Source organism: Ruegeria sp. HKCCD7251 (assembly GCF_013031165.1).
Lineage (GTDB): Bacteria > Pseudomonadota > Alphaproteobacteria > Rhodobacterales > Rhodobacteraceae > Ruegeria.
Map to the genome: position 1 here is coordinate 74,167 of NZ_WPZC01000004.1, position 13,110 is coordinate 87,276.

The 13,110-nt window shown below is 53.8% G+C and carries 10 protein-coding genes; 4 read left to right on the forward strand and 6 right to left on the reverse strand.

All coding sequences use genetic code 11. The features are described from left to right. Positions 1 to 55 precede the first annotated feature (55 nt). Positions 56 to 1,075, reverse strand: coding sequence for a D-xylose ABC transporter substrate-binding protein (gene xylF / locus GOX75_RS11890; RefSeq protein WP_171123347.1), 1,020 nt, complete (start codon positions 1,073 to 1,075; stop codon positions 56 to 58). Positions 1,076 to 1,226: 151 nt separating this feature from the next. Here xylF and GOX75_RS11895 point away from each other — a divergent pair, with 151 nt between their 5' ends. Together GOX75_RS11895 and GOX75_RS11900 are read left to right on the forward strand one after the other, a co-directional pair. Continuing rightward, positions 1,227 to 2,444 (forward strand): ROK family transcriptional regulator, encoded by a 1,218-nt coding sequence (locus tag GOX75_RS11895; RefSeq protein WP_171123349.1) that lies wholly within the window; start codon positions 1,227 to 1,229, stop codon positions 2,442 to 2,444. Continuing rightward, positions 2,434 to 3,945 (forward strand): CRTAC1 family protein, encoded by a 1,512-nt coding sequence (locus GOX75_RS11900; protein WP_171123351.1) that lies wholly within the window; start codon positions 2,434 to 2,436, stop codon positions 3,943 to 3,945. Before GOX75_RS11895 ends, GOX75_RS11900 begins: the two co-directional genes overlap by 11 nt. Here the strand turns inward: GOX75_RS11900 and GOX75_RS11905 are convergent, their stop codons facing one another. The 3 genes from GOX75_RS11905 to xylB are packed head-to-tail and all read right to left on the reverse strand — an operon-like array spanning position 3,946 to position 7,651. After that, positions 3,946 to 5,247 carry a cytochrome-c peroxidase gene (locus tag GOX75_RS11905; RefSeq protein ID WP_171123353.1) on the reverse strand — a complete coding sequence of 434 codons (1,302 nt, stop codon included), beginning with the start codon at positions 5,245 to 5,247 and terminating at the stop codon, positions 3,946 to 3,948. It abuts the gene before it with no gap. Further along, positions 5,244 to 6,197, reverse strand: a complete 954-nt coding sequence (locus GOX75_RS11910) for an aldose epimerase family protein (protein ID WP_256368073.1) — start codon at positions 6,195 to 6,197, stop codon at positions 5,244 to 5,246. Before GOX75_RS11910 ends, GOX75_RS11905 begins: the two co-directional genes overlap by 4 nt. Further along, positions 6,194 to 7,651: a xylulokinase gene (xylB, locus tag GOX75_RS11915; RefSeq protein WP_171123356.1), complete on the reverse strand. Its 1,458-nt coding sequence runs from the start codon at positions 7,649 to 7,651 to the stop codon at positions 6,194 to 6,196. Before xylB ends, GOX75_RS11910 begins: the two co-directional genes overlap by 4 nt. A 925-nt stretch (positions 7,652 to 8,576) precedes the next feature. On the opposite strand from xylB, the gene GOX75_RS11920 reads away from it, so the two are divergent. Then, positions 8,577 to 9,548 carry an adenylate/guanylate cyclase domain-containing protein gene (locus GOX75_RS11920; protein WP_171123358.1) on the forward strand — a complete coding sequence of 324 codons (972 nt, stop codon included), beginning with the start codon at positions 8,577 to 8,579 and terminating at the stop codon, positions 9,546 to 9,548. A gap of 65 nt (positions 9,549 to 9,613) precedes the next feature. On the opposite strand, the gene GOX75_RS11925 is transcribed toward GOX75_RS11920, so the two are convergent. Together GOX75_RS11925 and GOX75_RS11930 are read right to left on the reverse strand one after the other, a co-directional pair. After that, positions 9,614 to 10,681, reverse strand: coding sequence for a glycosyltransferase family 2 protein (locus tag GOX75_RS11925; protein WP_171123360.1), 1,068 nt, complete (start codon positions 10,679 to 10,681; stop codon positions 9,614 to 9,616). Positions 10,682 to 10,730: 49 nt separating this feature from the next. Further along, positions 10,731 to 11,441, reverse strand: a complete 711-nt coding sequence (locus GOX75_RS11930; protein ID WP_171123362.1) for a methyltransferase domain-containing protein — start codon at positions 11,439 to 11,441, stop codon at positions 10,731 to 10,733. A 77-nt stretch (positions 11,442 to 11,518) separates the two neighbouring features. Here GOX75_RS11930 and GOX75_RS11935 point away from each other — a divergent pair, with 77 nt between their 5' ends. Further along, the gene (locus GOX75_RS11935; RefSeq protein WP_171123364.1) at positions 11,519 to 13,102 is read left to right on the forward strand and encodes a hypothetical protein; all 1,584 of its coding nucleotides are present in this window, start codon (positions 11,519 to 11,521) and stop codon (positions 13,100 to 13,102) included. Positions 13,103 to 13,110: the final 8 nt, after the last annotated feature.

A 13,110-nucleotide genomic window follows, 5' to 3' on the forward strand; every position in this document is an offset into this window, starting at 1 on the left:
ATCTTTCATATTCAGCAATGGTCCCTGGCCCCGAAAGGGCCAGGGACTTTGAAGCTTAGTTACAAGGGGCCGGTCCGTTTTCAACGCCCTGGCACAAATCTTCCAACGGGATCCATCCGGCATCCACAACAACGGAAAGATTGTCCTTGGTAATCGGAACAGGCGCAAGGAAGACCGAACTCATCTCGGTGCCACCCGGTGATGTCCAACTAATCGCACCTTCGACGTCAGCGGGGCTTGTACCGCCCGTCAAAGCCACGGCGATTTCGCCAGCAGCCTTGCCGAGCTCACGGGCGTCTTTCCATACGGAAACAGTCTGAGTACCCAGCGCGACACGGTTCAGCGCCGCGTGATCACCATCCTGACCAGAGACCGGAATGCCTTCCATACCCTGCGCTGTCAAAGCAGCGACAACGCCGCCTGCGGTGCCGTCATTCGACGCAACCACTGCATCCACGTTGTTCTCATTTGCAGTCAGGATTTGTTCCATGTTCCGCTGCGCATTCGCGGGCAGCCAGCCGTCCGTGTAGGCTTCTCCAACGATTACGATGTCACCGCTGTCGACTGCCGCGCCGATAATCTCTTGCTGTCCGCCCCGCAGGAAGTCAGCGTTCGGATCCGTAGGAGAGCCTTTGATCATCACGTAGTTGCCCTTGGGCATTGCCTCAAAAACAGCGCGGGCCTGCATTCTGCCGACTTCTACATTGTCAAAGGTCAGATAAAACGCACGGTCGTCTTCGATCAGGCGATCGTAAGCGATGACCGGAATGCCTTCGTCTGCCGCAGCCTGAACAGCCGGCCCGATTGCCTGCGCGTCCTGCGCCAAAATGATAAGCGCGTCTACACCTTGGGCGATCAGGCTTTCAATGTCCGAAAGCTGCTTTGCGGAAGACGATTGCGCGTCTGCCGAAATATACTCGGCGCCTCCTGCTTCAAGCGCAGACTTGATGGCTGCTTCATCCGTTTTCCAACGCTCTTCCTGAAAGTTCGACCAGCTTACGCCGACCACTGGCTCTGCGAATGCGGTCGAAGCCAACAAAGTGGCCACAGCCGAAAAGCTGAGAATTCGTTTCATGATTTCCTCCCATTTGCGGAGCCATCGCATTTCGATTCGCGGCTCTCACGAATTTGAATACCATATTTATTTCAGTCGGTAAAATATTTAGTCTATTAGAAGCGTTGAAATCCAAATAGATTGGGGACAAGACCAGATTCGCGAGGCCAAGATGCTGAAAAGCAAAGCTTCTCAAAATGCCGCAGACCAGCGGAACATTACCCGCCTGCGGGTGCTGGAACATATCCGGACCAGAGGCTCGATTTCACGGATAGATATCGCCAGCGCATTGCAGACCAGCCCGGCGACGGTTACCGCCGCCACGGCCGACCTCATTTCTGCTGGGCTGATCAAAGAGATCGAAACCGAACAACAATCCAAGTCTGCCAAAAGGGGGCGGCCCAGAGTCCTGCTTCAATTGAATGGCGGCTCATACCTTGTTGCGGGCCTTAAGGTGGCGCGCCACATGATCTCGGTCATTCTTGTGGATTTCGAAGGCAGTGAGGTTACGTCATACAAACATCCGCTGGACAACGCCCGAATGACCCCAACCGCTTTTGTGGCGACCATTCGCAAAGCCATGGATCAGGCTTGCGCTCAGATTAACGAAACCATCGACACCCTGTCCGGCGTGTCAATTGGGATTGCCGGTCTGGTGGATGCAGAAAGGAACTTTGTCCACTGGTCCTCTTCCCTGACCGAAAGAAACGTCGATTTCAGTCAATTTCTGGAAACTGAATTGCCCTGCCCCGCCTTCATTGAAAACGACGCCAATCTGGTGGCAAAGGCGGAACAACTTTTTGGATTAGGTAAGGGGTTAAAGAACTTTCTTGTCGTCACGATCGAACACGGCGTTGGGCTTGGTATTGTGCTGGACGGCAAGCTGTATCGCGGGGAACGTGGCTGCGGAGCAGAGTTTGGCCATACAAAAGTTCAACTGGACGGCGCGCTTTGCCAATGCGGCCAGCGGGGCTGCCTTGAGGCCTATGTCGGTGACTATGCGCTCATCCGGGAAGCAACCGTTGCCGATCAAAGCACTGGAACGGAAACCGTAACGGAAATCCACAAAAACGCGCGTTCCGGAGACCAAAGGGCCAAGTCCGTTCTGGCCCGCGCGGGACAGATGTTTGGTCTGGGGATATCCAACCTGATTAACCTGTTTGACCCGGAACGCATTATATTGTCAGGCGCTCAGATGGACTTGGAACACCTGTATTCCGACGAGGTGATGACCCGAATTCGAAGTGGCGTAGTGAATGTCGATACCCCCTTGCCGGAAATCAAAGTCCATCACTGGGGCGACCTGATGTGGGCCAAGGGTGCTGCGGCTTACGGGATTGAGCAGGTCTCGATCTTGAAGGTGAAGGAACTGGCGACACATGCGTCCTGAGCTTTGTATCCTGTTCGCTTTTGCATCTGCGTCCACGGCAGAAGCCCAAGCTCCGCAATTCCAGAAGATTGACATAGGCGCCCATACCTATGATGGCGGATGGGAGCACTTTGTGGGCGGTGGGGTCGCCGTTTTCGATTGCGACGGGGACGGGCTGCCCGAGCTTTTCGCCGCGGGTGGGACCAATCCTGCCCAACTGTTTAGGAACACATCGCTCGACAGCGTTTCATTTCGTGCTGATACGCCCAAGCAATTGTCACTGACCAGCGTAACCGGGGCTTACCCATTGGACGTCGACAATGATGGCGTTCTGGATCTGGCCGTTTTACGCGTTGGCCCTGATCTGCTTTTGAAGGGCGAATCTGATTGCAATTTCCGCCCTTTCGACACCCTTGGTTTCCAATCAGTGGACCATTGGACAACCGGGTTCTCTGCCACCTGGGAAGTTGATCAGACCCTTCCAACACTGGCCTTTGGCACCTATGTTGATCTCCGAAATCCCGATGGCCCGTTTGAGGCCTGCGGACCCACGGTCCTATACCGCCCCAACGGCCGCAGCTATCAGCCGCCGGAATATCTCGAGCCGGGTTACTGCGCGCTGTCGGTCCTGTTTTCGGACTGGTCCCGCTCCGGACAAGCGGATTTGCGGGTCAGTAACGATCGCCATTACTATGTGCGCGGTGGGCAAGAGCAGTTATGGGCTATGGAGGCCACCCCACGCACCTATTCGCAAAAAGACGGATGGTTGCCATATTCGATCTGGGGAATGGGCATCGCTTCGCGGGATCTGACAGGCGATGGCTTTCCCGAAGTTTATCTAACTTCGATGGGCGATCAGAAATTGCAGATCTTCGACCCCAAAACTGGCGGCCCGACCTGGCGTGACGCCACCTACGACAAAGGCACAACCGCGCACAGACCACATACTGGAGGCGACGGTCGCCCATCGACCGGATGGCATGCGCAGTTTGGCGACGTCAACAACGACGGTCTGGACGATATCTTCGTCACCAAAGGAAATGTCGAGCAGATGCCGGACGCGGCGCTGAATGACCCCAACAACCTGCTGTTGCAACAGCAGAATGGTCAATTCCACGAAGCTTCGGCCAAGGCTGGCATTGCTTCTATGGCCAAGTCGCGCGGTGCGGCATTGGCTGACTTCAACAATGATGGCTGGCTTGATCTGGCGGTGGTCAATAGGGGCTCGGAACTTGAGGTCTATCAAAACCACCCTCGCACTGGGAATTGGGTGATGATGGACATAGCGCAGGATCAGCCAAACCGTTTCGCCGTCGGCGGCTTTATCGAGATGACGACTGCGGCGGGTATGCAGACCCGGGAAATCACCATCGGCGGAGGGCACGCCAGCGGCATCGTGGGGCTACATCATTTTGGGCTGACGGATGCGAAGACGATCGAAGTTCGGGTCATTTGGCCCGATGGCGAAGCGGGGGATTGGCAGGAATACCACCCCAATCAGATCATTCGAATTGAACGATGATCATTGGTCGACATGCAACCCACTTGGAACCTTTTCCGGAACACCAAGACGTTCTGTGGGGTCTTCCAGACTACCCAAAAAGCTCAGAAGGGCGCTGATCTCTTGATCCGTCAGACTTGTCTTCGGCAGGTCGCTGCTTTTGGCAATCGCATCCATAATCTCGGGGTCGGAAAACGCCTGATGATCCTTTGCACCCGGAAAGTCAGGCAACACCGCCAGTTCCAAGGTATACGTGTGCAATGAGCCTTCCGGGTCGAGATGATGACGCACGACGTCTTCAAGCCGCGCATAGGCACCGCTATGCCCGTAGGGGGCCGTCAGCGTTACATTGCGCAACGAAGGCGTGCGAAACGCAAATGAATCCTCTGCGTCGCCAGTCACGCGCAGGCGCCCATCATCCCGGACATGGCTTTCAAACCTTGCTGCTTTGCCGGGCCCTATCTGCGGCATCGCGATAGAGTGAAACTTGTGGTCCGTTTGAAACCAGCCCGAATGACAGGTGCTGCACCCTGCCTTTCCATAGAACAGTTGCATTCCGCGCGCTGCCTCTTCCGGCAGGTCGGCTTCCCCCCGCATCGCAAGGTCAAACGGGCTGTTGTCGGCGCGCCATTCAAAGGCAATGAAATCGGCAATTACATTCGCAATAGCAGAAAAGGTGATCGCATCCCCCGGTGCGATCAAGGAAAATCGCTGTTCGTATTCCGGGATGGCCGCGATGCGAGCAGCAATCAGGTCCCACGCCCCGCCTTCCTGCGTTAGCAACCCAAGGCGCACGGCCTGGCTGACGTCATTCTCGGAGTAATGGCCTGCCATCTCATCAGGGGACAGCACCGGAAACATTGCCTGAGCGGCCAGAGCGGAATTGAAACCTGACCGCATATGCGTGCCCAGTGGCGTCCTGATACCGTTCTCGCGTGTCGGATCGGCTTCAAGGCGGCCATCGTGAAAGAAGGTTGTGAACTCGGTCGCGCCAAGATTCCAAAGACCCGGCGAATTGCGCGGGATTCGTTGCTCTGGCGGGTTTTCCGCATCGAGTTTCCGCTTCTCCCCCAAACCCGCGCCACCCTCACCGATCCCCAGCGAAAGCCCATCGGACGTGCCGAGTTTGGGGTGATGACACGTTGCGCAGCTTATGTTCTTGTTCCCCGACAAGATCGGATCGTAGAAAAGCAGCCGCCCAAGTTCGACCTCGTCCAGATCAGGCTCAACAAACTCTGGTTTTGGCCCGAGGTCCTGAGCCGCTGCGGGCATAATGGACACGACCACCACGCCGAAAGCAACAATCGGTGCAACGAACCTCATGTCTCACCCTCGGAAATCTCAATTATCAATGTCTGCGCGTATGGCGCTTCAGGAGAGTATATGATCGACGGAAATTCAGGGATGTTAACCGCGTTGGGATAACCCGACGGCTCGATGCACACGCCAGCGTTTTTGCGGAAAGGTTCCGAAAGGTGAGCCCCCGAGTAAACCTGCGCCCCCGCCTGATCAGACCAAACAGATAGTTGCAAACCGTTAGGCGCGGTAAGGTCAGCGACCGGAAGCCCGTTCTCTCGTGCGGGGTCGAAAACGAAGTAGTTGTCCAAATCCGTCAAAGTAGCGCTGATCGCCTTGGGTTCGGAGAAATCCATCCCGCCTTTCCTCGCGTCGTTCAATATGCCCGAGGGAATCCCTTGATTGTCTAGTTCGAGAACGCGGTGTGAGGCCAGCCGCAGACTATGCCCGGAAATGCCCGTCGTGCTACCCAGGCAATAGTAATTGTGCTGCGCTATACTTATGGGGGTCGGTCGATCAGGCTGCGCTGAAATCGAATAGATCAGGCGCGTTTCGTCCAGTTTTACGCGCACCTCAAATCTGACTTCTCCCGGAAAGCCGCTGGCACCCTCTGGGGATGTGTGGCGCAACACGGCCTCGTTTGCCGCTATTTTCTCAAGGGCCCAATTCTGATGCGAGAGGCCAGCCCATCCACTATGCAAGGAATTCCGACCCTCGTTTGACTCCAGTTCATAACGGACATTTTCCATGTCAAAACGCGCGTTTCCGATCCGATTGGCGACACGACCGACGATTGCACCCATATAGCTTTTGTCGGTGATGTAGTCCTGCGGACTTTCGTATCCAAGGATCATTGGCAAACCCTTGTACCACCACCCCTGCGTTGTCGCCCCGTAGCTGAGCAGAGACACCCGCATGTCGCCATCCTTCAGAACGGTCGCTTCGATCCGAGGGGGTATGTCCCGCCTTACGCTCATCTTTTTACGAAAGGTGCCAAGGCTGAATAGTATTGCCGGTACCGCTGGTATTCACTTTCGAACGCATCGACCAAATCTTCACGAGGTTCGATGACCCTGTCGATTTTGGGTGCCATCATCACCGTGTCCGGATCTGCGTCATTGACGGCGCATATTGCCAGACGAGCGGCACCGATAGCAGCTCCAAATTCACTGCCCTGCGGTAAGGTAAGAGGCGTATTAAGTACGGTGGCCAGTTTCTTCAACCAATAAAGGGAGCGCGCACCGCCGCCAACAGCCATAAGAGTCGTTGGTTTGGTTCCGGTTTTCTTGAGGGCCTCCAGACAATCCCGCATTGCAAAGGCGACGCCTTCCATGACGGCCCGCGTCAAGTCCGCAGTGCCTGAGGAAATATCAACACCCAGGAATGCCCCTCGGATCGCACTGTCATTATGCGGCGTCCGCTCACCCGAAAGATAGGGCAAAAACGTGATCTCTGATGGGCCATCCAGATCGTCCGGCAGCGAGGCGACCAAGTCCCCAACGGACTGGCTCAGGTTACGGGAGAGCCAGTTCAAGCTGTTCGTCGCAGACAGGATGACACCCATCTGAATCCACCTATCCGGAACGGAATGACAAAAACAATGTACCGCCGTTTCTGGCGCTGGCGCGTACTTATCCCTGGACACCAGCAGCACACCTGAGGTTCCAAGCGACAAGAAGCCAGCCCCGTCGCTGATACTGCCTATCCCGCAGGCAGCAGCGGCGTTGTCCCCTGCTCCGCCCGCTACCACGACCGGCTCAGACACTCCCCACTCTCGCTGTAGTTCGGGTCGCAACTCACCGCCCGGTTCACTGCCTTCAACCAGTCGCGGCATTTGTTTGATGCTCATATGACCTTGTTCCAGAGCGATTTCCGACCATCGCCGCGCCCCAACGTCCAGCCATGACGTTCCCGCGCTGTCAGACATGTCGCTGACGTAATCCCCAGTCAGCCAAAGTCGCAAAAAGTCTTTCGGCAGCAGTACCTTGGCAATCTTGGCAAACAGGTCAGGCTCATTTGCGCGGACCCATTCCAACTTGGGGGCTGTAAACCCCGGAAAAACGATGTTGCCAGAACTTGAACGCATGCCCGGCAGTTGATCAAGCCTCTGTGCTTCTTTCGAGGCCCGCGTGTCGTTCCACAGAATGCAAGGCCGCAGTACGTTGTCTTCGGCATCCAAAAGGGTCGCACCGTGCATGTGCCCGCTCAGACCAATGCCGCGTAGCGCGGAGAACGCAGTTCCGTGCGCAGATCGAAGCTGACCGGCAACGTCCTTACACGCCTCCACCCAATCCAAAGGCGACTGTTCAGACCATCCCGGCTTTGGCGAAGACGTTGTGATATTGGATTCGGCACTGCCTGCGACGGACCCTGTGTCGTCGACAAGGATCCCTCTGAGACCAGATGTTCCCAAGTCCAATCCGAGATACATTTTTTGACCTCATCCATTTTATTTTAGTTGCTAAAATTAATATCTAAGCAGATTTTGTCAACAGAAGTTTAAGCCCAATTGGCCTCCCATAGCGACAAGCCCACGCCAGATCAGCGAGTGGATAGTTTGCGGCAGGAAACGGTTTTGCCGAGTTGAACGGCCCTCATGTCCACCATCACAGACTGGAGCTTCCGTTGACTTGTCTACACGCAATAGTTGCGTTAGCCTGCATATCCCAAAGCAGTTACAGGATGAGGCCGGAGCAGGCCCATTGCACAGGGTTAAGTTGTAAACGATCACGCGGAGCAAGAGAGTGACCGATACTGAATGCAACTATCAACAAATCGCCTCAGTCGAAGAAGTCAAATCTGCCTTAGAAGAGGCGCAGTGCCAGCACTGTGGCATCACCACAAATGAGCTCATGTCACGCGGAGAGGTCCTTGAGATTTGCGGTGAGGAATATTGCTCTGACATCTCAACGGGACTGAAACTGTTCACCACATTTGCTGTGTGCCCAAGCTGTCATGGGCGGTTTCATCAGGACGCCGAAAACATGCACAACCCTTGCCAAATAGAGGCTCGGTGGAGTCGAGAGGGCCTCGCGTAGTAAGGTGCCGGGGGCGGCAGCCTCTCACTTTAACTTCTATTTCCCAGATCAGACGTTGGCATGGGGCTGATTGAATGATCGCTTCACCAATTGGAACGAGCTTGAAAACTTGCCCCGCTAGCGCGGATCAGACTAAGCTCTGGTTCCCTCACGCTGATCTGCTTTCATTTTCAACGACGGAACCAGAGTATTGACTAAATTCTTGCTTGATACCCTGCGCGCACCTCGGCAGCACATTTGAGCCAAATCTCTGATAGGGTGGAATGCAGATAAGGGAACCACTTTTCTGCACGCTTCGCCAAAGTAGGGAGTTTCATCGTGATCAAGACTTCCCCCGAATTGCTTGCCGTAACAGAGCGCTGGTTTGATGCAATCAGATACCGCAGAACGCACGTTTTGAAAGATTACCTTTCAGCCTCGGCAGAGTTGCGATTCATCGGAACCGGCGAAGATGAATTCTGGAGGGGGCAAGTCGTCCGCGATGGTGTCGGCGACTTCATCGGCGAAATGCCCGAGCCAGATGTTTGGGAAGTGCTGGAAGCCGAAGCCTTCGAGAATGGAGAAACAGGCTGGTCAGCCTTCCTCCACAAAGTCGGCTTTCCCGGTCTTGGGGATTCATTCATCGTCCGCACTGTACTTGTGTTCGTGTTGGAAGGGGCGTCCCGGAAGATCATAAATCGGCACGCGTCGCTTCCGTTTCCAAATGTGGAATTCGTAGGCAGCGAGCAGTTGGCGATCCAAAGCCTTGTAAATGCCGCGCTAAATGACGGCCCGGAATTGCTTCAGACTGAAGGTTTGGCCTCGGTGCTCTTTACCGATGTAGAAGGCAGTACGCCCCTTGCCGAAGCCATGGGCAACCAAAGCTGGTCCACCTTGATAGACCAACATTTTCAGACTGTTGAGGGGATCGTTGCGGCACATCGCGGGCAGTTCGTAAAGTCGCTGGGGGATGGAACGCTATCGAGCTTTCAATCCGCAAACGAGGCGCTTCTCGCAGCAATCGACATGCAGGAGGCCGTTAACCTGACCGATATGGAACCGCGTCTGGGTTTGCGGGTTGGCATTCACACCGGCGAAGTCGTGTTGGCGCGCGGCGACTTTTTCGGCACTGTGGTTAACAAGGCAGCTCGTATTACGTCGTCGGCCAATGCGGGCGAAATCCTTGTTTCAGACGAAACACGAGCCATGGTCAGCGGACACCACGAGTTCAAATTTGTAGACGCCAAATCAGTAACCCTCAAAGGATTGCCAAAGGATCATACTGTTTACCGTTTGCAATGGTCGCAATAACTAGGTCTCTGGATGACCCTTTGAAAGCCGGCCTAGTAAGCGGGGTGCCTATTCAGCCACTTGTACTACTGTTCGGTATCGCCTTGCAGAACGGGCATATCATTCTCGTGATCTTCCGTCGTCTCGCCCTTCGGCAACTCTATTATCGTATCAATAACATAACTGGGACGCTGCTTGGTCTCTACGTTTATGCGGCCGATATATTCCCCGATCAGCCCCAACGCGATCAAATTACAGGCCCCTAACAGCAAAACAACTACCATCAACGATGCATAACCTGGAGCGTCAACGCCCCAGAAGACTGTTTTAGCAATGATGAATACGGCGTAGAAAACGGCAAAAATCGCCGTCATTGTCCCCAAATAGGTCCACGCTCTGATCGGCAAGGTTGTCGAACCGGTGATACCATCCAAGGCAAAGTTCCAGAGCTTCCAAAAATTCCAATTAGTGTCCCCCGCCGATCGGGTTGGGCGTTCATACTCGATCGTAACAGGGTCGAAACCGACCCACGCGAATAGCCCTTTCATAAAGCGTACGCGTTCGGTCAGTTCGTTCAGACGTTCCACAACCTCGCGGTCGAGCAATCGGAAATCTCCAACGTTGGGTTCGATAGGATAGTCGGAAATGCGGTTTATAGCCCAGTAAAATGCGTTGCTCAGTGTTCTCTTCCCGACACTGTCCCCTTTGCGAGAAACGCGTTTTGCGTTGACCATTTTTGCCCCGGATTGCCACGCTTCAAGCATCTTGGGGATCAAGTCCGGCGGATCCTGCAAATCCACATCCATCGGAATGACAGCGTCGCCGCTCGCATGCCGAAGCCCAGCAGCCAAGGCGCTGTCTTTTTTGAAGTTGCGGGACAATTTAACAATGCAAATGCTAAATGGCGAATTTGCTACAGACTTTATGTAATCAACCGAACCATCCGTACTGCCGTCGTCAACGAATACGACTTCGAGCTGAGCACCCGGCCTAAGCACATCCTTAACCTGCTGGGCAACGGGTCCGATCGCGTCGAAAAACAGCGGCAGGGCATCCGCCTCGTTGAAGAATGGAACAACAAGCGAAACAGTTTTCCCACTGATCGATACGTCCTGATCGGTCTGCGGTGGCAAGGTAAGAGCTGGCTCAGACATTTGTTTCACAGATTACCCAAGATCAATGTTCCGTGCATAGCATAGACCCTCAGGTGACAGGTTTGACGAGTTTCGCAACCACAGTCAGGCCCGCGAGGCGGTTTGCTTTCATTACGAAACGCTCTATTTTGCAGACACTCTTCAAGATACCGTTCAAGGCGTCAGGAAGAGGTTTCATATCCGATCTGTTCGCCTCGCGCCCACGGGTCGCCAAGCGCACCAGCGCAGCCGCCGGAAAGATTGCTCCATAATAATAATGTATCGCTTCGGGTTCAGCTTTTACGGCGCGAATAGTCTTCGTTAAGCTCTGGATCGTATATCTGCGCCGATGCTCCAAAAATTCATCATGAGCGCTCCACAAGAATTCGAAAGCGGGTACGGTTATGATGAATACTGTGCCAGGACGGGCTTTCTTCCAATATTCACTCAGCAGAGCGACGTCGTCGTCGACGTGTTCCAGAACGTCCATCATCAGGACAAGATCTGCGCTCGAGTGGTCGAGGCTTCGAACAAACTGAATGGATGTGCCGTTCGGCAGCCGGTCTTCAGTTTCATCCTCGTATCCGGGATCGACGCAAATTGCGCTATCCGCATAATTGTTGCTTAGCAGCCACTTGCTGAACCAACCCAGCCCAGCGCCGACATCAAGTACCTCGTGAGGTCGGTTGCCAAAATGCTGTGTGATAACGTTCGCTTTGGCTGTATAGTACCAATGGTCATCGGCACGATCGCCCAAGGCCTGATGTTCTTTTAAATCCAAGATTATATCTCGCAACAGTATGTTAAATATTGGAATATGCTACGGTCAGATGATATTTGTTTAAAGCGAATGATTTGATGAAGTTTTTAAGTGTTGCTTGTGTATCCGTTATCGCGGTTTCAATATTTTGGGTCTTTGTGGGGTTGGCCGAAAAATCGCTTTGGGTTGACGAGCTTTTTTCAGCGTATTTTTCTGATCCTGAACTCCCCAGCTTGCAGGCATTTTTTGAAAGGGCAGCACAGGATGTGCACCCACCCGGATTTTACCTGACATTGTGGTGGGTACTGAAGACATTCCCAGGTCAATTTGAATTGATAGCGCGGGGATACTCCGCTGTTCTCGGATGCATGGCACTGGCGGTAATTTACTTGGCCCCCGGTCCGTCGGTCAGACCTGTAGCCAGACTTGTTGGTGTGGCCGTCGCGGCAACATCAGGGGTTTGGCTCTTTAGCTCACAAAACGCTCGATCCTACTCCGCTCTTTTTTTGATCCTAAGCGTCATCATATTTTTGGCACTTCGTTGCCGAGAAAAGCTAAGCACTGGTCATTTGCCTATCCAAGGGTTGGTGGCGTTGGCGGTCGCCTGCAATGTTGCAAGCACCTTCCACTACTATTCAATATTGATTTCCGGGGCGGTATTCGGACTGCTGTTGTTGAGCTGCAGAACTTTGCGCCACAGAATGGTTGTCGCGGTCTTGGGTTTGACCGTTTTGCTTTTCACATCGCTATTGTTGTCGTGGCATCTGCCCCAGTTCGTAGTTGAAATAGACAATACCTGGTTCGAAGCGAACTTCGACTTCATTCTTCAGCAGGTCTTGAAGGGTGCAGATTCCTTGGTATCCCCACCTGTTGTTGCGGCAAGTCTATGGTTGGCTTGTATTTTAGTTGTGCTATTGCTCCAGCGATCAAAACGAGCAATTCCACGCGCTGCCCTCGGACCAGACTTTGTGAGCGGTTTGTTGTTCAATTTTTCAATAATTGCCTTAACAATAGGTTTGGGCATTGTTGTAACAATATTCTTTGTACCCATGCTGTCTTTCCGCTTGTTTACGGTTTTGGCACCCGTGTTTTGGATTGGTGTCGTGTATCTGGTAGAGTATTTATTCCGGTTGACTGAAGACTATCCTGAAACCGCCATTTTTCACCAACTGTCGAAAGCATTTATCGCGCTGGCGATTATTGTAACTATGGCGGCCGGCATGCTGTCCGGGGACAAAGCTGAAGGCCCCTGGAAGCAGACGAGCCACTACATCGCCAGCATTGATGGCTGTGCCGCCGCCGCTCTGCCCATAGTTTGGTTCGATGTGCCGTATTTTACCGAGGACGATCCCGAACGGTTTTACGGGTATTACCTGTCTCAGCCCGCTCATCGAAAATGGCTAAAAATCCCCAGAGGAAAGATTGAGGCTTCGATTGCAAGCCCGCAGTTTCGATCTCATGTGACGGCGGTGATGGATACGCCTAACGGGTGCCCGGTCTTGTTTTGGTCAAATCACTTTCTAGTATCTGAGGACATTCAAACTGCAGCCCAATTGGTTCAGAATACCGTGGCCGAGATCGGGGGCGAAGGCTATGGCGTAGAAACTTTGCATTTTGAGCAAAATGAAGAGTTTACAATTCTATTGCTGCGCGAATTGGACCAAAGCGCGCAAAACGGCTAACCACCTGT